The 21,595-nt window shown below is 40.1% G+C and carries 22 protein-coding genes and 1 pseudogene; 13 read left to right on the forward strand and 10 right to left on the reverse strand.

All coding sequences use genetic code 11. The annotated features are described in order from the left end of the window. A pseudogene (locus F607_RS34665) lies at positions 1 to 234 on the forward strand (IS982 family transposase); the annotation flags it as partial. A gap of 41 nt (positions 235 to 275) precedes the next feature. On the opposite strand, the gene F607_RS0113585 reads toward F607_RS34665, so the two are convergent. The 3 genes from F607_RS0113585 to F607_RS0113600 all read right to left on the reverse strand — a co-directional run bounded on the left by F607_RS0113585 (position 276) and on the right by F607_RS0113600 (position 2,074). Then, positions 276 to 866, reverse strand: a complete 591-nt coding sequence (locus F607_RS0113585; protein WP_027708518.1) for a hypothetical protein — start codon at positions 864 to 866, stop codon at positions 276 to 278. Between the two features lie 327 nt (positions 867 to 1,193). Then, a complete protein-coding gene (locus tag F607_RS29720; protein WP_038291338.1) occupies positions 1,194 to 1,622 on the reverse strand; it encodes a hypothetical protein in 429 nt (142 codons plus the stop codon). 92 nt (positions 1,623 to 1,714) lie between these two features. Continuing rightward, a complete protein-coding gene (locus F607_RS0113600) occupies positions 1,715 to 2,074 on the reverse strand; it encodes a hypothetical protein (protein ID WP_027708519.1) in 360 nt (119 codons plus the stop codon). Positions 2,075 to 3,457: 1,383 nt separating this feature from the next. On the opposite strand from F607_RS0113600, the gene F607_RS0113605 reads away from it, so the two are divergent. Together F607_RS0113605 and F607_RS0113610 are read left to right on the forward strand one after the other, a co-directional pair. Then, entirely contained in the window at positions 3,458 to 4,006 is a 549-nt protein-coding gene (locus F607_RS0113605; RefSeq protein WP_027708520.1) for an outer membrane beta-barrel protein, read from the forward strand. A 225-nt stretch (positions 4,007 to 4,231) separates the two neighbouring features. Next, positions 4,232 to 4,723, forward strand: a complete 492-nt coding sequence (locus tag F607_RS0113610) for a hypothetical protein (RefSeq protein WP_027708521.1) — start codon at positions 4,232 to 4,234, stop codon at positions 4,721 to 4,723. Between the two features lie 223 nt (positions 4,724 to 4,946). Here the strand turns inward: F607_RS0113610 and F607_RS32875 are convergent, their stop codons facing one another. From F607_RS32875 to F607_RS0113625, 3 genes are all read right to left on the reverse strand, one after another. Beyond that, positions 4,947 to 5,699, reverse strand: a complete 753-nt coding sequence (locus tag F607_RS32875) for a hypothetical protein (protein WP_051311474.1) — start codon at positions 5,697 to 5,699, stop codon at positions 4,947 to 4,949. A gap of 20 nt (positions 5,700 to 5,719) precedes the next feature. Continuing rightward, positions 5,720 to 5,989: a hypothetical protein gene (locus F607_RS0113620; RefSeq protein WP_157365474.1), complete on the reverse strand. Its 270-nt coding sequence runs from the start codon at positions 5,987 to 5,989 to the stop codon at positions 5,720 to 5,722. A gap of 621 nt (positions 5,990 to 6,610) precedes the next feature. Then, on the reverse strand, positions 6,611 to 7,015 hold the full coding sequence (locus tag F607_RS0113625; RefSeq protein WP_027708523.1) for a GNAT family N-acetyltransferase: 405 nt from the start codon (positions 7,013 to 7,015) through the stop codon (positions 6,611 to 6,613). A 151-nt stretch (positions 7,016 to 7,166) separates the two neighbouring features. Here F607_RS0113625 and F607_RS0113630 point away from each other — a divergent pair, with 151 nt between their 5' ends. The 8 genes from F607_RS0113630 to F607_RS29730 all read left to right on the forward strand — a co-directional run bounded on the left by F607_RS0113630 (position 7,167) and on the right by F607_RS29730 (position 15,200). Next, positions 7,167 to 7,847, forward strand: a complete 681-nt coding sequence (locus F607_RS0113630; RefSeq protein WP_027708524.1) for an RDD family protein — start codon at positions 7,167 to 7,169, stop codon at positions 7,845 to 7,847. Further along, a complete protein-coding gene (locus F607_RS0113635) occupies positions 7,844 to 8,827 on the forward strand; it encodes a stage II sporulation protein M (RefSeq protein WP_027708525.1) in 984 nt (327 codons plus the stop codon). The genes F607_RS0113630 and F607_RS0113635 overlap by 4 nt, the downstream gene beginning before the upstream one ends. After that, a complete protein-coding gene (locus F607_RS0113640) occupies positions 8,814 to 10,337 on the forward strand; it encodes a DUF4129 domain-containing protein (RefSeq protein WP_027708526.1) in 1,524 nt (507 codons plus the stop codon). Before F607_RS0113635 ends, F607_RS0113640 begins: the two co-directional genes overlap by 14 nt. Beyond that, positions 10,334 to 11,554: a DUF4350 domain-containing protein gene (locus tag F607_RS0113645; RefSeq protein WP_027708527.1), complete on the forward strand. Its 1,221-nt coding sequence runs from the start codon at positions 10,334 to 10,336 to the stop codon at positions 11,552 to 11,554. The genes F607_RS0113640 and F607_RS0113645 overlap by 4 nt, the downstream gene beginning before the upstream one ends. Next, on the forward strand, positions 11,551 to 12,528 hold the full coding sequence (locus tag F607_RS0113650; RefSeq protein ID WP_027708528.1) for an AAA family ATPase: 978 nt from the start codon (positions 11,551 to 11,553) through the stop codon (positions 12,526 to 12,528). The genes F607_RS0113645 and F607_RS0113650 overlap by 4 nt, the downstream gene beginning before the upstream one ends. After that, entirely contained in the window at positions 12,525 to 13,850 is a 1,326-nt protein-coding gene (locus F607_RS0113655) for a DUF58 domain-containing protein (protein WP_027708529.1), read from the forward strand. Before F607_RS0113650 ends, F607_RS0113655 begins: the two co-directional genes overlap by 4 nt. A 112-nt stretch (positions 13,851 to 13,962) precedes the next feature. Beyond that, positions 13,963 to 14,337 carry a cupin domain-containing protein gene (locus tag F607_RS0113660; RefSeq protein ID WP_027708530.1) on the forward strand — a complete coding sequence of 125 codons (375 nt, stop codon included), beginning with the start codon at positions 13,963 to 13,965 and terminating at the stop codon, positions 14,335 to 14,337. Between the two features lie 542 nt (positions 14,338 to 14,879). Continuing rightward, a complete protein-coding gene (locus tag F607_RS29730; protein ID WP_211233643.1) occupies positions 14,880 to 15,200 on the forward strand; it encodes a hypothetical protein in 321 nt (106 codons plus the stop codon). A 73-nt stretch (positions 15,201 to 15,273) separates the two neighbouring features. On the opposite strand, the gene F607_RS0113670 is transcribed toward F607_RS29730, so the two are convergent. From F607_RS0113670 to F607_RS0113680, 3 genes are all read right to left on the reverse strand, one after another. After that, positions 15,274 to 16,014, reverse strand: coding sequence for a DeoR/GlpR family DNA-binding transcription regulator (locus F607_RS0113670; protein ID WP_027708531.1), 741 nt, complete (start codon positions 16,012 to 16,014; stop codon positions 15,274 to 15,276). A gap of 97 nt (positions 16,015 to 16,111) precedes the next feature. Further along, a complete protein-coding gene (locus tag F607_RS0113675) occupies positions 16,112 to 18,541 on the reverse strand; it encodes a formate C-acetyltransferase/glycerol dehydratase family glycyl radical enzyme (protein ID WP_027708532.1) in 2,430 nt (809 codons plus the stop codon). 2 nt (positions 18,542 to 18,543) lie between these two features. Then, positions 18,544 to 19,464, reverse strand: coding sequence for a glycyl-radical enzyme activating protein (locus tag F607_RS0113680; protein ID WP_038291343.1), 921 nt, complete (start codon positions 19,462 to 19,464; stop codon positions 18,544 to 18,546). A gap of 131 nt (positions 19,465 to 19,595) precedes the next feature. On the opposite strand from F607_RS0113680, the gene F607_RS0113685 reads away from it, so the two are divergent. Then, the gene (locus F607_RS0113685; RefSeq protein WP_027708534.1) at positions 19,596 to 20,270 is read left to right on the forward strand and encodes a transaldolase family protein; all 675 of its coding nucleotides are present in this window, start codon (positions 19,596 to 19,598) and stop codon (positions 20,268 to 20,270) included. Between the two features lie 43 nt (positions 20,271 to 20,313). Here the strand turns inward: F607_RS0113685 and F607_RS0113690 are convergent, their stop codons facing one another. Beyond that, positions 20,314 to 20,958, reverse strand: a complete 645-nt coding sequence (locus F607_RS0113690) for a YigZ family protein (protein WP_027708535.1) — start codon at positions 20,956 to 20,958, stop codon at positions 20,314 to 20,316. A gap of 73 nt (positions 20,959 to 21,031) precedes the next feature. Between F607_RS0113690 and yjjX the strand changes: the two genes are divergently transcribed. Then, entirely contained in the window at positions 21,032 to 21,574 is a 543-nt protein-coding gene (yjjX, locus tag F607_RS0113695) for an inosine/xanthosine triphosphatase (protein ID WP_027708536.1), read from the forward strand. Positions 21,575 to 21,595 lie beyond the last annotated feature (21 nt).

Genomic DNA, 21,595 nt, shown 5'->3' on the forward strand with positions numbered 1-21,595 from the left:
ATGGTGGATCAACTCCCTGAGAAATGGAGGGGACAGTTAAACCGGCTCCGACGGCGGGTGGAGACAACGATTGGTCAGCTAGTAGAAAGGTTTAATATTCAGCGAACCAAAGGCAGAACACTATGGAGCTTGACTAATCGAATTACCCGCAAGCTATTATCACACAGTTTGTGTGTATTATTTAATAGGAACCAAGGCAATGCTCCTCTTCAGTTAGCTAAATTAATAGGCTAAAAAGTCGAGCATCGCGTTAAGTATAGGGGTAGTACATGATACTACAGCGCTGACAAAACTAACCTTGGCGCAGGATCAGTCAGTGATGCAACATGCCAATGATAAATCGCCGTAGATGACTCACTGGCATGAAACTCTTGTGCATTATGCTGAATTGCTGGCAAATCACTCACAATATGTAGGTCACCTTCTATCGTCATCCCCAGCACATTCAACTTATGACGCCTAGATTTTGAGACCTTTAACCCCTTTATCTCAATTGTATTATTTTTCTTTGGAACTATTGATATTAACTTAATGTCTTTAGCTACGAACGCAAATGATTTATCAAGCTGACCATGTTTTTCGTAAGAAACTTTAAACTGACCATGACCAATATAGTTAACCTGTTTAAAGCCAGGATCACGTTTAAGCTCTTCAGCCCATCTCAACATTTCGCGCTCTCGCTCACTACTGATATGTCCCTGCTCAGTTTCATCTGCACGAGCCATAATTGCAGTGAGAATTCCTTCATATTTAAAATCAAATGAAAGATCTTTATGAATAGCAATTTCGGCTGAAAAGCGTTCAGGGAAAAGACAACCAGAAACCCAGAAGCAAATGAATAACAGCAGGTAGCATAACCGTTTCAAAGGTGACCTCTTCACTTATGTTAGTGTTTTATTTCTCATTTGCAGTGCAAATTAACATCATTAATGCACCAAAAACCACTAACATTATCACATTAATTGCATGGGCTAAATTTAATTTTTTTGAAAAATACGCTTTCATGCTGCCAACATGCCATTAAGCGTTAAGACTTATCAATATGTATAGTGAAGTTTTTTGGGAGAGATTTACCTGGCTGACAAAGACACATTCGTCACTTAAAAAACTACAGGTGTTTAATACCAAAAAAACACAGTACTGCTTCACTAATAGAAACAGCACCATGCCTTACTATTTTCACTGAATCTATATCAAGCAGTATTTAACCGAGCTTGCCGTTGAGAAAACCGTAACCGCTGGTAGTTTTGCTCATTTCGTCGCTGCCGGTAGACGCGTAACGCAATGTCAGGTCTATGAGCGGGTATCACTGTAATTAACTCAAAACCCTTTTTGGCTAGCTGTCTGTACATCATCTTATTACCAACCAGGCCACAACAAACACTTTGTATGAGATAACTCAAAGCCAGTGCGAGCAGTATGAGCTGCATACCATAGTGAAACAAATAAAGTAAACAAGAGATGTATGCTACCACTATGACACTAATACCAAATAAGGCCAGTAACGGTAGCCCCTTAAAAAGAGCCCACAGCCAACCAAAGTGAAAACCAGGCCATGACCAGCCACGCTTTACCACTTGGATATCATGAGCACTATTTTCAAAAATCATGTATTTATTCATAGCCAGTCCTTTGTTTATTCCCTTCGTAACAGGGATACTTCAAGCTAAAACATGAAATGCTTTAGTGCATAATTCCTTCACACCAAAAATAACTACTGCTTCTCAGGTCTGCGAACAATCAGGGCATCAATCATGCTATGACGCACAACTGCATCATAAAACTCTCTACCCTTTAGTGATTTAATTACAACAAGTGAATCATTAATACTTTCTACTGTTCCCGAGAGTTCCTGACCAGAAGAAAGCACAACAGTGATGGGTTTGTTTTTATACTGAATTAAAATCTGGGATAATGTCTCACCATAAGAGAGATAAGACTCACTTTTCACCTTATCTGACTTCACACTTTCTGTTTTAGAAGGTGTATCTGCATGAGTTTCACCATAACTTAGCAGGGGCGTCAAACAAAGAGAGAGTACAACACAAATAGGCTTTACAGCATTCCATAACATAGGCAGTTTCCCTTAACGTTCCTAACGCAATACCCTTCACTTAGGGTATATATTCATGTTTAACCAAGATCTCATGATCCTGCTTTTCAATTAAACTTAACGACTCCATTAAATAGTTCAACACTCACACAGGAATGAGTGCTGGCAATACCTCCCCCAACAAGCCAACTCGCAAGATTAATACCCTTCACCATTGACTTTTAGACTTACCGACTGTGTTTTGTCACTCGGGACTTAGAGTTAAGTGCATCTAACTTTTCACATGGTTTTCAATACACTCAAGGTAAGTTTTAAGCTTCATCACACCATAATGCCTGTCGCCCAAAAACGTCCATGTCACAGGTATACTGTAGTGGAGATTCTGTCACTACAGTAATTCAGCTTGCTACTACGAAGTTGGTATAGCCAGCGTTACCTTTTTGATAGACCCCAGCTATTTGCGTTTTGGTCACATTGAAACGTTTTTATCAAACTCGTCATATTCTTCAATGAATCTCCTATTAATGCCTTTTTAAGAGTGCTTGTAGCCTATACCCTTCGCTTTGAGTATAAATCCCAGGCTTTAATTCAGTTTGAACGTGGTTACCGGTCTTAGAACATATCTTTCACTGGGGTTAATGGCATAACAAGTACTCCGGATTGACTATAGTGTACTCAAACATTGAATAGCAAGACAGGTAAGATTTTTAAATCTTAGAACACACACAAGGTCATGCTTTGAATCACTTCACTTATACGCTTTGTTGTGGGTATAGCATAGTCTAACATTACTTTTTAACTATTTGTGTTGACGAAAACTTACGAAATAATACGTTATTAACATATTTTAACCTTCCGCATTAAATCAATCTAAATAGACCAAATTAACTATAACCAAATCACACTCTTTTATTCATTTTCACAAACATGGCCCCCCTCGAAAATATACCCAATACGAATGGTTTTTAGGTGCGGCCATCGAGTGACGAAGTCCCATGAGCCTATATTATATATTAATAGGTGATTGGGGTGAGGAGTGAAGATAACAAAACCTAGAAATCATTCGTGGATGGGTATAGTGTTTTTTTTGTAAGAACAAAAAGGCACTGCGCAGTGGGCCTCAGTGTATACGCAATACATGAAGACAAAACAGAAACTCACAAAAAATGCAATGCGTTTTTCTACCAGCTATTTATTATTTGCCACTTAACCAGCAAACATAAAACATTCTGCTTACAACAAATGACTTATATACATAAAATAAATTTTGATCATTTTTTATATCTTATATTATGACCTTAACCTAAAACATCAAACAATAATTCCTTCAAATACTTCCTCATCAAAACAACCTTTTTTTACGTATCACATCTTTTTATCATCCATAAAACAAGAGAGGTTTTTATGAAAAAACAAATTCTTGTACTTTGTATCACTACATTAATGAGTGGTGTAAGTCTCGCCCAAGGTAATGGCTTTTACCTAGGGGGCAATGTTGGTCAAACTGATTTTGATGAATGCGCCGACGGTTTTAGTTGTGATGAAAAAGACACCGGCTGGAAACTTTATGGTGGTTATCAATTAAACCAAAACATTGGTATTGAAGCAGGTTATTACAACTTTGGCGAAACCACAGGAAAAAATCGTTTTGGTAAATATTCCGTTGAGGCTGAAGGCTTAGGGGTTGCGCTTACTGGAACATTACCCCTTAATAACCAGTTCAGCCTGACCAGTAAAATCGGGGCAATGCGTTGGGATGCTGATGGCCACTATCGGGGCCGTTTTACCAGCGCTAGTGACGATGAAACTGGCACTGACCTGTTTTATGGTGTTGGAGCAAAGTTCGCAATTGCACCTAATATGGATATTGTCGCCGAGTGGGAGCGCATTGACGACGTAAGTGACGTTGATCACGTTGACTTTATTTCTGCAGGTGTTCAGTTAAAATTCTAAGCACTAAGGCACTGCTATGAGTCTCAATGACTCATAGCAGTATCCTAGTAATCAAGTTGGCCTGTCCTATCAATGGATAACAAAACTCATAATATATACCAACATCTTATATTAAGAGTTCATGTTGGTGTTAAATGAAATCATCACACACAACTGTTGTCTAATCGATACAAATACAATTCTCAATTTTCTTCCTATTACCTGTTTCAACCTAGGGGTGACCTTATGAACTTAAAACAGTTATCCATCGTATCCTTTTGTTGTTTAAGCCTGCTTGGCTGCTCTCAACAAGAAGACAGCAACAAGCAAACCCATCAGCAAGTCAAAGCTGAAACACATTCTGAAAGTACTGTCCAACCTGAACAGCCCGAACAAGCCGAACAAGCTGGGCATACCATCGAAGAAACCTCAAAAATAAGTATTGTGGGCAATTGGGCATACTCGAAAGAAGATTGTCAAACGGTTAAGACAGACCCTGCAACTTACCACTTTCCACTTGAAGTTACTTCAGAAAAAATTTCAGGTTACGAGTGGTCATGCAATATTCAGAATACCGATAAATATGAAGATGGTTATTGGCGCATTCAAAGTCAATGCTCAGGTGAAGGGGAAAGTTATGAAGAACAGTTTTACTTAAAACCTAAAGATGCCAATACATTACTATGGAATATTAAAGACAAAAACCGTATTGAAACTCTTGTTCGTTGCTCCTCGTAAAAGCCACACCATATTATAATAACTTATATGTACCCAATACGAATGTTTTTTAGGTGCGGCCATCGAATAACGAGACCCCATGAGCCTATAAATAATAGGTGATTGGGGCGAGGACTGAAGATAACAAAACCTAGAAATCATTCGTGAAGGGTATAAAAACCCATAACCTTGGGCTTTAAATCCCCCTCCACGTTAGGACCTGTTAAGGCTTAAACACTTAAAATTATTTTTTCTTTAATTTTTCATAGGCTAACTCACTAACATCATCACATGTTGATTCAGTTAGCCTAATCAAGTATTCCTTTGCGAGAGGATGCCTATACTCTGATAATAACTCAATTAAATCACATAAAAGGTATTCATCATTAAAACTCAGGATACGTTCAAGAATTTGAGGAGAGCCTTTTTTCCATTTACCCTGTAAACGACGAACAGCCTCCCATAGTTCATCTTCATCATTACTTGTAGCAATAATTTTCATTGCCTCTGCTTTTGTTATTGACTCACTTTCAATTTCTTTCAATTTTTTTGTTTTATAGCCTCCAGCTTGTAGACATCTAGGACAAGAACAAGGTTTTTTACCATGCGCATGAGGTTGATATCGCCACCCCATCGGTTTAGGGATTTTTCTTATCTTTATAATCTCCCTTGGTTCAATTTTTCTGTCAATAAAAAATTCATACCCTAGTTTATCCTCAGCATTCATAAATAATGAAATTGCTTTATTTAACTCCATTTTTTCATGTTGCAAATGGTATTTACCAAACCATATTTCTTCATCGTCTGGTATTTTGAAGTCAACAGCTGCAAAATTCTTAATGCCAAACCGCTTAAGTTCCCGCGCCCATTGATGTGATATAAAACAATCTTTCATATGGGGCATAAAAAATACAACATTTCTATAGCCGGGCTTTATACCCGCTCTTTTGATAGCTGCCTCATTCTCTATGCTAGTAATATGCACAAGTACTGCCATCTTTCACCTGCCCCCCTTAATTAAGGGCTATTGTTAATAGGTACAGGTTCAATCCTTTCAATCACATAATCTGTAAGGTTCATTTGGTTATCTAAATTAATTTCTATGCCATCGCCACCTTTATCAGGATCAGCTGGCCCTATATAAATGATATAACCTTCCGCGACTTTCTTTAGTTCCACACGCTGATATTGTAAATTAATACGCTTACTCACTAATCCACTCGGAAGCTCAGAAATCCACTCAACAGAATCCATATTTTCTGAAAAGTCATACCACATCTCAGTCATAATAAGCTCGTCTCTCGTATTAATCTTTTCTATACCCAAAGCGGAGGGCATATCAAGGAAGAGTAAAGGCTAACAACCCGCAAATAGCAAAATTTTAGCATCAGTTGAACCAGTCAAAAAATAAACTGATGGAAATAAAGGGACTTTAATATGCAAAGGCTGTTATAGACATCAGCCCAGGGTGTAAAGAGATAATTATTACAGATAAGTTTATCTTATGCTCAATTAGAATCATTAATTTTACTAATTAATAGTATTTTTATACTCTTTCATCATATTAGAGCAAACATAATAAAAAGAGAAACAAGCGAGATAAACATGAAGATAAAAGTACACTTTCCTTCTGGAAAAACGATGACTTATCACAACATCAATACATCACTTATTAAATCTTTTGATAAAAGCGGGATTAGCTATACAGTCACCCTTAACAAAATCAAAAGCCAAAATTCAAACCGATAATATACCCTTCACGAATGATTTCTAGGTTTTGTTATCTTCACTCCTCACCCCAATCACCTATTAATATAGGCTCATGGGGCTTCGTCACTCGATGGCCGCACCTAAAAACCATTCGTACTGGGTATATAAATAAATAGTTTTGACTGCATGAGGTTTATTTTACAAAACAAGGCCCATTTTAAAATATGGTACGCTAGATTTAAAGAAACGCTCACCAAATACTTTAAATCCTAAGCGCTGATAAAAGGAACGCGCGGACTCACGCGCATCACACCACAAGTACTGAATCCTGGACTCCATTAAGTACGTAAGTACATACTCAATCAATGCCGAACCAATACCTTTTCCTTGATAGTCATTCAATGTAGCTAACTTTCGTAATCTTGCCTGAGTGCCATCAATATAAATAGAAGCAACTGAAACCAGCCTCTGATCCAGATAAACACCAAAGTGTATACCCGTTACGTCCTCATCAACACAACAGAACTCAATGGGCTTTTCAGGCCAGAGAACCTGATGCCTTACCGGTAATACATCTTCAGCATTAATTTGCTTTATGTTCATAAGTACCGCGTTTATCCAAAACAGAAATGGGGTCTATTATATACAACCTCATCAGCTCACAACAATAAACTCAAGGCATCCAATGTATTAGCATTCAGATATGTGCTATCTTCTATAGCATTTGCAGTAGACGTTAACGGTTTTTGATTAAATGTTAGACACCGGCAAAACTTATGAAACGCCCGAAGGCATTCGGCTAGAATTAGACGTCGCAGGTCCACTGGTTAGAGTGACTGCGTTTTTGATTGACTTTGTCATTCGGGCTGTTGTCTTTCTAATACTCGGAATTATTCTGGAGATTTTTGGCGACTTAGGCTTTGGCTTATTCCTAATTTTTGCGTTTATTATCGATACCTTTTACGGCGCTCTGTTTGAGACCTTTTATAATGGTCAAACTCCAGGCAAGCGTGCCATGAATATTCAAGTGATTAATGAAAACTTTACCCCTGTCAGTTTCTCCCGTGCTTTTTTGCGTAACCTAATTCGCTATGTCGATTGGCTACCACTGTTTTATGTTACTGGACTGGTGACGATGACATTACGACAAGATTTCAAACGACTAGGCGACATAGCAGCAGGCACGCTTGTTGTTTATAACGAACCAACCGCCAAACTGAATACGTTACCTGACGTGACGCCAATTAAACTGCCCATCTCACTTGCTATTGAAGAACAGCGCGCCATTATTAATTTTGCAGAACGCTACCGTTCAATATCGAATGCAAGAGCAGAGGAGCTTGCCAATATTGTTGAACCGGTCTTCAAGCGTGAAGGTACCTCAGCTGTCACCTATTTACATCAACTAGCCAAGGGTCTGTTGTCATCACAATGAAGCAGCAAGATTTTGAACGACGCTATCAGGCTCAGTGGGACCGTCTGCAAACACTTGCCAAACAAGTCACTAAGGTTTTTCCTAAGCCTCTCAGTACTGAGGAAGCGGAAGAATTTATTACCCTATATCGACAAACCTGTAACCATTTAGCATTAGCAAGACAGCGCCAATACAGCCGTTTTTTAACGGAGCACCTTAATCAACTTTCACTTTTGGGCCACCAGTGTCTTTACCGACAACGAATAGGTTTTTGGAGTAAGTTGGGTCGCTTGTTTTTGTACGAATTTCCACAACTTATTCGACAGGAGTGGCGTTTTTTTTGGATTGCAACCCTTGCGCTTTATTTACCAGCAATACTCTTTGGGTTAGCCGTCTGGATGTCACCTGATGTGTTATACAGCTTTATTGATCGAGAAACGGTTGTCAACTTTGAGTCTATGTACGAGCCATCACGCAAAATCATCGGCTTTGAACGCGACTCAGCTGACGATTTTGCAATGTTTGGTCACTATATAAAAAACAACATTACTGTCGGCTTTCGAACCTTTGCAGGTGGTCTGTTAGCCGGTATTGGCAGTTTAATTATTCTGTTTTTTAATGGGTTACTTTTTGGTGGGCTAGGTGCCCATATGATTAATATTGGTTATGTTGAAACCTTTTATTCCTTTGTCTGTGGACATGGTTCCTTTGAGTTAACGGCTATTGCGATTTCGGGCTGTGCAGGTTTAAAGCTGGGATGGGCACTGATAAGTCCTGGCAACCTAAGTCGTAAAGCAGCACTCATGAAAGCCTCTCAGATCAGTATCAAACTTATTTACGGCGTAATTGGCATGCTGGTGATTGCCGCCTTTATTGAAGCCTTCTGGTCTTCATCTACCCTCTTCCCTGCATACACTAAGTATTGGGTAGCTGTGGGACTGTGGACAATTGTTATCTGCTACTTTTTAGGGGTCGGCCGGAGGTCACATGGATCTGAGTAAAATAACCGTTACTGTCCGCCCTCGTAGTAGCTGGCAAGCGGTTGACTTAGGACTGGCGATGACCAAACGCTGGTTCTGGCCTCCATTAATGGTCAGCTTAATAATCACTCTGCCAATATTTTTACTGCTTTGCTGGTTGTTTAATGATGAACCCTATTGGGCTGTGGTGATTATCTGGTGGTTACAGGGGATCTGGGAAAAGCCCACACTGTTTTACTACAGCCGATTACTTTTTGGGGAGTCACTGAGTTATCGCCAATTGCTTGCTGCTGCAGGTAAAACCTGTCGTATTCAGTGGTTTTCCTCACTCTTGTGGCGACGAATTAGCCCCCACCGCTCATTTAATTTACCAGTCAGTGTATTGGAAGAATTAAATGGCTCCAAGCGCCGTAGACGTCTACAAATTCTCCATATACGAGGTGGCGCATCTATTTTATTAACACTGATTCTGCATGGATTATTATGGCTTTTTTTACTTGCCACCATTGCTTTTATTAATATGATGATTCCGGATGAAGTGGTTCAACATCAAGACCGTTTAGCTTTTTTTGGTCTGTTTTCAACAGACATCGCGCTCTGGCTTGGCTGTATACTGATGTATATCTTTATCGTTTTATTTAATCCATTCTATATTGCCTGCGGCTTTTCATTGTACATCAATAGCCGTACTCACCTAGAAGCTTGGGATACTGAAATTGCCTTTCGTCGTTTACTGGCTCGTCACCAACAATCTCATCTGGCAACCACTAAGCTTGCTAGTATTCTCGCCTGGGGAGCAGGCATACTGCTTACCACCTGTTTGAGCTTACCTAACGCAAGCTGGGCACAAACATCAGCAACAACAGAACCCAATAAACCTAAAATAGTCGCCAAACAGCAAATTAATGAAATTCTCGCAGACCATGACTTTGGCTACCACAAAAACATCACGAACTATCGTCTACCTGACTTTAATTTAAAAAAAGATGTTCCAGAACCAGAACATGATCTCGACTTTTCTGGCATAGAGTCCTTTATTAAAGGCATGGCTAAATTAATTGAAATTTTATTATGGGGTGCAGCCATTGCGTTAGTCGTCTTTTTACTTTACCGCTATCGTCGCTGGGTTAATTATTTAGTACCTAAACAGTGGCGTTGGAAAAAGACACCAAAAGCACAACCCATTACAGAAATAATGGGTTTGGATATACGACAGTCACATTTACCCGATGACTTGCTTGCCCACGTTCGTACACTGAGCAACCATAACCCCCGGGAAGCCTTAAGCTTGCTATACCGCGGGACACTGAGTAAATTACTTCACAATTACCAGCTTCGTTTTCAATCTTCTCATACTGAAGGTGAGTGTTGCCAACTTGTAGAGAAAGACACCCCCCAGTTCAGTGATTTTTTTCACCAGCTCACCCTGTGCTGGACCACGACGGCTTATGGACATGAGCTACCTGACCGATCGGCGCTATTAGCACTTTGCCAACAGTGGCAACAGTTATTTATGCAGGGTGACCAATGAATCGTAAAGCATCACTTGAAGTCAATTGGCCCATCCTCATTATTTTAGGTTTCATATTGCTTTTTGTAGGTCTCTTCTGGTTAATGCTAGAACCCTATGACGACACTGAGTGGGTACCACCTTCTACAGAAGCAAGACTGAATGAATACCTTGCGGCTGAGCGTTTTATTAAGCGAAATAATATCCATATTGAAAGCCATAAAAACTTAAAATTACTGGATAAACTGCCTAAAACCAGTGATGCCATCATTTTAAGCAGTTCCAGAGCTTCTTTGTCAGAGCAACGTCGTCAGCAATTAGATACCTGGGTTCGCAACGGGGGGCATTTATTAGTCAGTTATAGCGAGCCATGGTTATTTGACGATCAGGTACTTGACCCGCTGTTGGAGTCTTGGGGAATTAAAGCCGTCTATCTTCAAGACGACGAACGTAACACTTTACAGCAAAAAAAATCATCTAAAAAAACTGAAAGTGACAATACCACAGAAGACGTACCTCTGTGTAAAACACCGGTTCGTTTACCCAATACATTAATCTGGCCGACTGAAAAAGAACCTTTGACCATTGATTTACAAACAAGCTTTGGTTTAGTCAACACACAAGGTGAGTTACTGTTAAAAAACAGTGTTGAACCACCTTATCAGCTTATTCAAAAAACCATTGGTGATGGCCGTGTCACTGTGCTGACGTATATGGGTATTTGGCAAAATGATGAAATTGGTGATTATGACCATGCTTATCTTTTACGCTTATTATTAGCTGATCACACTTCTGTTTGGTGGCTTTACGGGTTGGAATACCCATCTCTATGGCAACTATTAGTACAGCACGCACTGCCTATACTGTTTTCACTGGCTGCATTTATTCTTTTTTTCTGCTGGTATCATGCCAAGCGCTTTGGCCAGACAAAACCAGAAGCCAGCCCAGAACGACGCCAGTTACTCGAACATTTACAAGCTGTCGCTAGTTTCTTCTGGCGTAATAAGCAATCTGGTTACCTCATTAACACTTTAAAGCAACAAGTAGAGCAACGTATTCGCTTGCATCACAAACAATACAGTGAGCTGTCTCAAGTGAAACAGTATCAATTATTAGCGACATTAAGTGGCTTACCTATTGAAGAGGTGCAGTGGACAATGTCCCAGGACACCTTACACAATGAAATTGAATTTATTCGTGTTACTAAAAACCTGCAACATATCAGGAACCAGCTATGAGTAGCCTTAATCCAGAAATATTCAGCAAGGCCTCTGAACAAGTTAATGCCATACGTACCGAAATTAATAAAGCCGTCATTGGGCAAGAGTCTGTCGTTGACCAAGTCCTGATGACGTTACTTGCCTCAGGTCATGTACTAATCGAAGGGGTTCCAGGTTTAGGGAAAACACTACTGGTAAGAGCATTAGCCGCTTGCTTTGGCTGTAAATTCGGGCGCATTCAATTCACTCCTGACCTCATGCCGAGTGATGTCACAGGCCATGCAATATACGACATGAAAAGTGAAGAATTTAAAATACGTCGTGGACCAGCCTTTACCAACTTATTGCTTGCCGATGAAATTAACCGAGCCCCTGCAAAAACTCAAGCGGCTTTACTGGAAGTCATGCAGGAAAAACAAATTACTATTGAAGGTCGTCCCTTATCTCTTCAACCACCTTTTATGGTATTAGCGACTCAAAACCCCATTGAACAAGAAGGTACTTACCCATTACCAGAAGCAGAGCTGGACCGCTTTATGTTGAAAGTAAGTATTGACTATCCTTCTCTTGAGGCGGAAAAAAACCTTGTTTCACTAGTGACGACAAATAAGTTATCTGATGTACTTGACGTCTCTGAGTTACAACAAGTTGTTTCGCCAGAAGGCGTAATTCAGTTACAAAAAGTGACGGCGCAAGTTGATGTAGATGACCAGGTACTGGATTACGCTATTCGGATTATTCACGCCACACGTGCTTGGCAAGGGTTAAACCATGGTGCAGGGCCACGGGGTGGAATTGCCTTGATTCGAGTAGCACGCGCTAGAGCGTTACTAAGAGGACAGCACTTTGTTACACCAGACGATGTCAAAACGGTTGCGCCTGCTGCTTTGCGACATCGACTAGGCTTAGCGGCAGAGCTGGAAATTGAGGGACTTTCTGTAGAGGAAGTGTTGAAAAATCTACTAGACAGTGTTGCTGCTCCAAGATCATGACACCAAGTAAACGCTTACTTTTTCTGTCCGGTGGCATCACTATTGCCACCTGTCTTATTTTTATCGGTAACCTTTTTGGGTATAACCTCAATTTTTTAGAAACCTATGGACACTATCTTTTTGCCGCAACCCTTATTCTGTTATTAATTGACAGCCTAACACTAATCAAATCACCCGTTTTACATATTGAGCGTGAAGCCCCAGCATCAATGTCGCTGGGTGAGTGGCATAAAATAAAGCTGATCATGACCAATACAGAGGACAGCCCACAACAGTTAAGTGTTATTGATGGTTATCCTCAAGGTCATGACGTTAAAAACCTACCCCAAGATATAACCATTCCACCCGCAAAGCGGCTGGTAATACACTACGAGTTACGCCCATTACATCGTGGTGAATACAGCTTCACACCTTGCTACATTAAAAGCTTTAGTCTTATGGGGCTATGGCAGCGCCAGTTTCGCCTAGGACCCTCCACGAAAACCCGTGTCTATCCTAACTTTGCTGCCATCAGTCATTATTTATTATTGGCGACGGATAATCACGTCAGCCAGATGGGCATTCGCCAAAAACCTCGGCGCGGAGAAGGCCTGGAATTTCACCAGTTACGAGAATACCGTGAAGGTGACAGTATGCGCCAAATTGACTGGAAATCGAGTGCGCGAAAACGTAAGCTGATTTCCAGAGAATACCAGGATGAAAGAGACCAGCAAATTATCTTTATGCTCGACTGCGGTCAGCGTATGCGCACACAAGATGGTGACCTCAGCCATTTCGACCATTGTTTAAACGCTATGCTACTGTTGGCGTATGTTGCGCTAAAGCAAGGGGATGCAGTAGGCCTTATTACTTTTAGTGGACAACACCGCTGGTACCCACCTACCAAAGGCCTGCACACCATTAATCAGTTACTTAATCAAATCTACGATTTGCAGGCAACAACACAGGCCAGTGATTATTCATCTGCAGCTAAACATTTAATGCAATATCAACCAAAGCGTTCATTAATCATCACCTTATCTAATGTGCGAGATGAAAATGCGGATGATTTAATTCCAGCCTTAAAGCTACTTCGTCGTCGGCATTTGGTACTACTGGCTAATCTGCGGGAACATATTCTGGACACATTGCATACCCAACCCATTGAAGACTTTAATGGTGCATTAAATCATGCGGCCAGTGAAGTCTATTTAAAACAGCGCAAAGCCTTACATGACCAATTAATCAGCCAGTCAATTTTTACTCTGGATAGCCTGCCCGAAAAACTCCCCCCTGCGATAGTGAATCGATACTTGGATATTAAGCGGAGTAACCAATTATAATCCTTTAAAGCTAATCGTATGAACAATAACTCAATAAGCATATCAGTAATGGAATGGGCTGCTAAAGTAATGGTTGACCATGAAATTGATTTCATATTCAAGAGGTAACGAAATGGAAGTAGAAGTCATTGATTTTGCACCCATTGGTTCAGATGAACGTGGTGTAACCAAAAAATTTAGTATAAAAGATTATGGCCAGTTTGTTTTCTTAACGCGAAAAGCAGGCTCAATCAGTGGGAATACATACCACGAAGGCAAAAACATTGGTACTAAAGAAAAAACCTTCGTGCTTATATCTGGAAAAGTAAAGCTCTTATATCGACTCCATGGCACATCAGAAATCAAAGAGCAAATTATCGATGAGCATAAGGTAATTAAAGTTTTTCCAAATGTCGTTCATAAAATGGAAGCGTTAACGGACATTATCATTTTAGAAAACAATTCGATTGAAGATATCGCCAATGATTGCATTCGTGAAGCTGTTTAACTTATCTGCTGCAGAATGCAGCAAACAGTTCAACGAATACTACCCACCTTTGTCCTATCATACCCTACAACGAATTAGGATTATTTTTTATTTAAATGTGACCAGAAGATAGCAAATGGTGGGTGTGCAATGCTTGATTCATGCATTGCATTGGTACAATCTTTATTGTCACTAGTTACAAATATACCCAATACGAATGGTTTTTAGGTGCGGCCGTCGAGTGACGAAGCCCCATGAGCCTATGTTAATAGGTGATTGGGATGAGGAGTGAAGATAACAAAACCTAGAAATCATTCGTGAAGGGTATATGTTTATATACAATTTCCCTGTAGGAGACATCAGGTAGTATCATATTAAACTGTAGTATTCATCGCAAAATACTAAGGGAGGGAGGGTTTGTATTGTACTTTCTTAAACCAGGGATAAAAAAATATCCTGAAAAACGGTGGAATCTACCGGACCGTATTTTTTTTGGCTTTGGCGCATGTCATATTTTAGCCGGGGTTTTTCTTAAAAAATTCTGAGATAAAGGCTTTTATGCTTTGAGGATTTTGCCTAAAGCAGGGTTCTATGGGAACCACATTTTTGTCACTGATGGTATTGTTGCTTTTGATTTTCATGGCTATTCGCTCAAAAATCAGCTAATAGCTCATTTTCGGAAAGGCTGGTCTGCACGTTATCCAGGATGGGATGCTCACATAGACGTGGTTGACTTTCCACTACTTGATACCGATAGTCTCAATCAGCGGAAAATGCTTGGTCCAAACCAATACTTATTCAACCCCATTAAAAGAGCTGAGCAGTTTCTTAATCGATTTGATCATGAGCATCTGATTGCAACAGTTTTAAAGAAAGCTTGCTGAGAGATTCATTTCATGGCTAACCTAATAAACCAGACGGCCTTCACAGGCTTCTGGCCCAATTGATTTTAATCTATCAGACTAAAATCAGTTTCAGTTTTTGACTTTGTAGCCAAGTGATATCTGCTTCAGGTATACCTTGATTCGTTATGACAGTAGTAAAGTCATCAATCTTACCCAACGTTGTGGGGCATATTTTTCCGAATTTACTGGCATCAGTCAGAATAATATTACGCTGTTTTTTCTTCAAAATAGCATGCACAACATCTGCACGCATCATATCACGACTGGTAAAGCCTGTATTTTGATGAAAACCATCCACACCAATAAATGCCGTACTAAAATTAATATGCTCAATACACAGTTTCGTTAATGGTCCAACTAAACTTTCACTTTGCGACTGGTAAACACCACCCAGCAAAATAATATCGATATGATCATTTTTAAGTGAGTGCGCTATATAAGCACTTGGGGTAATGATAGAAACATCACCACGCTGTGCTAAAGCTTTAGCAAGTAATGCATTAGCACTTCCTCCTTCAATTAATACGGTCTCCCCCGGTAATACTAAATCCGCTGCATGGGCTACTAATCGCTGCTTTACATCAAAGTGGATTGTCAACCGTTCATTAACATCATCGGTCTGTACTGAAATAGCACCCCCATGAACGCGTTTTAAGTGGGCTTGCTGCTCCAGATAAGAGAGGTCACTGCGAATAGTAACCTCTGAAACACCTGTGTGGGCTGCTAGCTCACTGACCGTTAACCGTTTATGTTCATTGATTAAGTGGATAATTTCCAGGTGTCTTGCGTTCACAGTGCTCCTTAAAGCTTTCTATATCACTACCTATATCACTCTTTCTAAAGACAACTAATCTATACGGTACTTAGCGTACTAAATGATAAAAGCTATCTTACAAACAATGTTCCGTACGGGCAATGATATCATTTTGTGCATCCACCGAGAGCGCTGTAAAAAATGCTGAATACCCAGCAACACGCACCACTAGATCCCGATATTCTTGCGGATTGGCCTGAGCCGCTAACAACGTTTCTCGGGATACGATATTATATTGCACATGCCATCCCTTATAGACATCAAAAAACGTACGTATAAGCATGGATAGTTTATAAAAATCCTGCGCCGTTTCCAGTGTACCTGGTGTTAGTTTTTGGTTAAGCAATACACCACCCAAAATTTTATCTGTTGGCAGTTTTGCAATGGAACTATATACCGCCGTAGGACCATGAGTATCAGTACCTGAAGAGGGGCTTGCACCTTCTGCAAGTGGTGCATACGCTTTACGGCCATCAGGTGTCGCCATTGTGTTTGCACCAAAGGGGACATTTGCAGAGATGCTTGATGTGCCTGCATAATACCCACCACCAATTGGTCCACGACCAAAACGGGTATTTTTATGCTGCGTTAACTCGTCAATGTACATGTCATAAGCTTGAACCAATAACTTATCTACGTCACAGTCATCATTACCGTATTTACTGGCATAATTAATTAACACTTGGCGTAACTGCTCACCTTCAATGCCATTAAAATTATCTGCCAATGCTTTCGCTAACGCTGGCTGTGATACTTTTTCCTGTTCAAATACAAGCTGTTTCAATACGGCTAAACTGTTGCCTAAGTTTGCAATACCCACTTGTAAGCCTGATACCCAGTCATACACCGCACCACCTTCTTTAATAGGTTTAGCACGACTAATGCAGTCATCAACTAATGCCGAGCAAAAGATATCTGGTGCTAGCTGCTCCAAAGCCGTATCAACAACCGCATCAATCGCAACCGAATGACGTGTAAAATATTGAACTTGCTGTTGCCAAGCACTCATTACTTCATCAAAGTTATTAAAGTTGCCTTTATTAAGGGATTTTTCATGGGCTAAAAACACTTGTTGTGTTGTAGCATCTTTTCCCTCATCCAGTGCCGCCAACAAAACACGGGCAAAATTTAAAAAGCTCATGCCTGTACAGCGATAACCCCATTTACCGGGTACAGCCGTTTCAATACAGCCAATGGCCGCATAGTTATAAGCATCCTCACGGCTTACACCTAAATCTATAAATGCTGGTATCACAATTTGATCGTTATTAAATGCAGGCATACCAAACCCACACTTAACCACAGTTAAACAGCCGAGCAGGAAATCCTGACAGATATTTTGGTGGTAGCGCACACTTAAATTTGGCTGGGTTGAGCGTAGCTGTCCACAGGATTCCAAAATGGCGAGTGATAAACTGTTCACGGCATCAATAGGATAACCCTGTTGATCAAGCTGTTGCCCCCCTATAGTGACGTTTTGATATAATGGGCTGCCAGCTGAAGCCTTAGAGTGAGTACCTGAACGAATTTTATTCACTTCTAATAATTTTAACCAACAGCTTTGTAACAGTTCCAATGCAAAGCCGCGGGTCAGTTGATTTTTTTGCTCAACATCTTTTTTATAGAAGGGATATAAATATTGATCCATTCGCCCAAAAGACACCGAATGTCCATTGGACTCAATTTGTAAAATAAGTTGTACAAAATAACACAGCTGCAATGCTTGCCAAAACGTTTCTGGTTTTTGATGAGCAATATGATTACAGTTTTCAGCTATAACCACTAACTCACGCTTTCTAAAAGCACGGGTTTCCAGATGAGCCATTTCAGCAGCCAGCTTTGCATATCGTTTAATATGCTTTTGTACCGCTTCGATAACGATATGTACTGCGTCTAAAAATTGTGTGTTTCCTAAATGACTTTCTTCACTATTATGTGAGACTAACTGTTTTTGCAATTTAACGTCTGCCAACAATCCATCCAGACCTTTTGCTAATAATTTTTTATTATTTATTGCAAGATGCGCATCGCCTGAAGTCATATTACCTTCAGCTTTGATAATACCAGAATCTAATATTGCCTTTTGTTCGTCAGTGAATTGTGCATAACATTGGTCTTGCACCGTTTTACCTTGCCAAAAAGGAATTATTTCTTTCAGGGTATTTTTATTCACTTCTGACAATGAAAACCCTGCACCAGGTCGGTCCGCGAGAGCATCAACTTCATTCGCTAACCAGTTAACCGTATATTCAGGGAATATGGGTGCTGCACGCAAATAGCTTGCCTGATTACCAATAATTAATTCATCATTATCAATCCAGATAGTCCTCGTTTCAAGATGTTCAGACAATGCTAAAGCACGCTTCATCATAACGGGCAGTGTTGGATTTTTTTGATAAACACGTGTATATGCCACAGCTCGCTCAGTACAAACCGGTGGCTTAATAATATTAATTAATACTTCTTTATGTTTTTGTATACGCAATGGTAAGTAGTCCAGATTCATAACTATCCTCTCACTGACGTTTGAAGCTGTTTTAAAGGATGGTGCTCAGCATATTCACATGCTTTTTGTAAAAGTTCAGGATTATCTAATGACTTATCTTTTCCTTGATAGCTTAATCCCAACATTTTATATTTTTGAATACCTAACGTATGATAAGGGAGAAAGTGAATAGCTTTGCAGTTTGATAGACGTGCAGCAAAATCAGTAATTAATGCCAACTCTTCTAAAGAATCATTAAAATCTGGAATAACTGGAACACGAATCGTTAGATCTTTGACCTGATCTGCCAGTTTAACCAAATTATTTTTGACGAGAGATAAAGTGCCTCCAGTCCACTGTTTAAATTTTTTATCGTCCATGTGCTTTAAATCAACCAGCCATTGATTAATGACAGGAATATTTTGCTCAATTTTTTTCCAACTGACATGTAATGTTGTTTCAATCGCTACATTAATATTTTCTTCCTGCATTTTTTGAGCAATACTATAAACACAATGTGGATGTATAAGCGGTTCGCCTCCAGAAAAGGTCACACCACCACCTGATGATGTATAAAATGGTTTATCACGCTTTAACTGTTCACAGACGGATTGAATATCAACAGGTTCGCCTACCACTCTTAGGGCTTTTGCAGGACAACATGTTTTTAAATTATTGATATCAAACTGATTGAGTTGCTGATGATCTATTAATAGTTCAGAAGATCCATGCCGCTTGATTGCACTGCAGCGATCCTGACATAAGGTACATCCGTTAATACAGGTGGTGGCCTCATACATAAGATCAACATTACGACTTCGACTTTCCGGGTTTTGACACCAGATACAAGACAGAGGGCAGCCTTTTAAAAACAAAACCGTTCTAATCCCTTCACCATCATGAGTTGAAAAGCGTTGAATATCAAAATAGAAGGAGGTTGGCATTTTCGTTTCCACATCAACATTTCGCTTATCGAAAGTAGATTACTTTTACTCGAAGGCTGTATTGATTTAAATCAATCTTTATGATGGGAAGTGGAGTATAGTTTAATGAACCAACCTATGGAGTGAGTGTTATGGTAGAGCTTTATCTTGATAGTGCAGATATTGAAGAGATATTGAGTTTACACGCAAAAGTTAAGCTGTCAGGTGTTACTACAAACCCAACGATTCTGGCCAAGTCACATTGTGGTGTTAACCACCTTTTGTCCACCCTAAATACTCAGCTGGAATCTCCTAGCCGTTTTTTTGTACAAACAATCAGTGCGACTGTTGAAGGGATAATTGCTGAAGCTAAAAAACTACATGCGCTACCATACAACATTGTTGTCAAAGTTCCTGCCACAGAAGCTGGTTTAGCCGCAATCAAAACCCTAAAAAAAGATAATATTCCTATTCTTGCTACCGCTATTTATACAACGGCACAAGGATTACTTGCCGCCCATAATGGTGCAGATTACATTGCCCCCTATGTCAATCGTATAGCGCAAATAGGTGGTGATGGTATTGGTGTTGCGTCCAAACTGCAAAAGCTCATTACCAACGCAAATTTAAGTTGTAAAATTCTAGCGGCCAGTTTTAAAAGTGTTCAACAAGTTGTATCTGTATTAGAGGAAGGTGTAAAAGCAATTACATTACCCTGTGATATTATGCAGGCTATGTATACTCATCCTGCTGTAAATATGGCTGTTGAGGAGTTTAATGAGCACTGGCAAAGCGCTTTTGCCGAACAGCTTTCCTATGAAACTTAACTATATCCTTCGTTTTGGGTATAGCGTAAGTAATATACGTCATTTACTGGGTGTCATGTGTAGCGGGCTTAAGCTGAAGCTGACCTTTAGAAAAGCTCGTTACACGTTCAGTAAATAGTTTTAATTCACTCACAGGCACTGATAATGTATAACACACTGAAACACCATATGTGCTATCTAAAAGCTCCACACCATATTCTTTCATTAGCTGTTTAAATCGAGGTTCCTGGTCGTAGTTTAATTCAATAACAAGGACTTCAGTGGCTACTTTAGTGGTAGTGCTTAATGCTTCCATTGCTTGTTGCGTAGCTCCTGAGTACGCACGAACTAAGCCTCCGGCTCCCAGCTTAATGCCACCAAAGTAACGCACAACTACCGCCAGAATATTCCCAACGCCATGGTGCTGTAAAACATTCAAAATGGGTTTACCCGCAGTGCCTTGTGGTTCACCTGCATCACTCCAGGCAATTTGAGTAGCGCCTTCTGGTGGTCCCGCAATATAGGCCCAGCAATGATGACGTGCATCGGGATACTGCTCCGTTAATGATGCCACTTGAGCTAACGCTTCCTGACGACTTTCAACGGGATAAATCCAGCATATAAAACGACTTTTTTTAATGACGAGTTCAGTCATCACCGGTTCAGCTGGTATTAAATAACTTTTTAGGTCTTTTTCTCCCAGAGACATGTACTCAGGTAACTCCCTCAAAAAACATTAAGTTGGTTATAATAAGGCTTTTCCAAAATTGATGTTAATCACTATGAATCAAGATTGTATCAAAATTGTCGTAGGCTCGCAGAATCCTGTAAAAATCAATGCCGTACGTAATGCCATTGCTTCACTTTATCCTGGTAGCACCGTTGAGTGTACAGGTATGCACGCACCGTCTGGGGTGCCTGACCAACCCATGACAGCAAAGCAAACCCGTGAAGGTGCAGAAAATCGCGTACGGTTTTGTCAGCAACAGGTGGACGCTGACTTCTATGTTGCACTGGAAGGCGGTGTAGATGTTTTTGAATATGGACCTTCAACATTCGCCTATGTTGTTGTTGCAAATCACAGCCGCCTTTCAGTCGGTCGCAGTGCAATTTTGCCGTTGCCTACCTCTGTGTACCAGGCACTGGAAAAAGGTGAAGAATTAGGCGATGTGATGGATAGGTTATTTAACACACAAAATATCAAACAGAAAGGAGGAGCCATTGGCCTATTAACTAACGGGCAAGCCACACGAGAATCTACATACACTGAGGCATTACTACTCGCGATGGCTCCTTTTCTTTATGAAGAACTATACGATAAATAGCGTATATCCTGTGAGTATTTT

This window comes from Zooshikella ganghwensis DSM 15267 (genome assembly GCF_000428585.1).
GTDB classification, from domain to species: domain Bacteria; phylum Pseudomonadota; class Gammaproteobacteria; order Pseudomonadales; family Zooshikellaceae; genus Zooshikella; species Zooshikella ganghwensis.

What these genes read in the sequence shown, in the direction of transcription:
- F607_RS0113690 (WP_027708535.1), bottom strand. Translation starts at nt 20,958, where the DNA reads ATGTCTCTGGGAGAAAAAGACCTAAAAAGTTATTTAATACCAGCTGAA.
- F607_RS0113685 (WP_027708534.1), top strand. Translation starts at nt 19,596, where the DNA reads ATGGTAGAGCTTTATCTTGATAGTGCAGATATTGAAGAGATATTGAGT.
- F607_RS0113680 (WP_038291343.1), bottom strand. Translation starts at nt 19,464, where the DNA reads ATGCCAACCTCCTTCTATTTTGATATTCAACGCTTTTCAACTCATGAT.
- F607_RS0113605 (WP_027708520.1), top strand. Translation starts at nt 3,458, where the DNA reads ATGAAAAAACAAATTCTTGTACTTTGTATCACTACATTAATGAGTGGT.
- F607_RS0113610 (WP_027708521.1), top strand. Translation starts at nt 4,232, where the DNA reads ATGAACTTAAAACAGTTATCCATCGTATCCTTTTGTTGTTTAAGCCTG.
- F607_RS29720 (WP_038291338.1), bottom strand. Translation starts at nt 1,622, where the DNA reads ATGAATAAATACATGATTTTTGAAAATAGTGCTCATGATATCCAAGTG.
- F607_RS0113600 (WP_027708519.1), bottom strand. Translation starts at nt 2,074, where the DNA reads ATGTTATGGAATGCTGTAAAGCCTATTTGTGTTGTACTCTCTCTTTGT.
- F607_RS0113640 (WP_027708526.1), top strand. Translation starts at nt 8,814, where the DNA reads ATGGATCTGAGTAAAATAACCGTTACTGTCCGCCCTCGTAGTAGCTGG.
- F607_RS32875 (WP_051311474.1), bottom strand. Translation starts at nt 5,699, where the DNA reads ATGGCAGTACTTGTGCATATTACTAGCATAGAGAATGAGGCAGCTATC.
- yjjX (WP_027708536.1), top strand. Translation starts at nt 21,032, where the DNA reads ATGAATCAAGATTGTATCAAAATTGTCGTAGGCTCGCAGAATCCTGTA.
- F607_RS0113675 (WP_027708532.1), bottom strand. Translation starts at nt 18,541, where the DNA reads ATGAATCTGGACTACTTACCATTGCGTATACAAAAACATAAAGAAGTA.
- F607_RS0113620 (WP_157365474.1), bottom strand. Translation starts at nt 5,989, where the DNA reads ATGACTGAGATGTGGTATGACTTTTCAGAAAATATGGATTCTGTTGAG.
- F607_RS0113630 (WP_027708524.1), top strand. Translation starts at nt 7,167, where the DNA reads ATGTTAGACACCGGCAAAACTTATGAAACGCCCGAAGGCATTCGGCTA.
- F607_RS0113655 (WP_027708529.1), top strand. Translation starts at nt 12,525, where the DNA reads ATGACACCAAGTAAACGCTTACTTTTTCTGTCCGGTGGCATCACTATT.
- F607_RS0113645 (WP_027708527.1), top strand. Translation starts at nt 10,334, where the DNA reads ATGAATCGTAAAGCATCACTTGAAGTCAATTGGCCCATCCTCATTATT.
- F607_RS0113660 (WP_027708530.1), top strand. Translation starts at nt 13,963, where the DNA reads ATGGAAGTAGAAGTCATTGATTTTGCACCCATTGGTTCAGATGAACGT.
- F607_RS0113635 (WP_027708525.1), top strand. Translation starts at nt 7,844, where the DNA reads ATGAAGCAGCAAGATTTTGAACGACGCTATCAGGCTCAGTGGGACCGT.
- F607_RS0113625 (WP_027708523.1), bottom strand. Translation starts at nt 7,015, where the DNA reads ATGAACATAAAGCAAATTAATGCTGAAGATGTATTACCGGTAAGGCAT.
- F607_RS0113650 (WP_027708528.1), top strand. Translation starts at nt 11,551, where the DNA reads ATGAGTAGCCTTAATCCAGAAATATTCAGCAAGGCCTCTGAACAAGTT.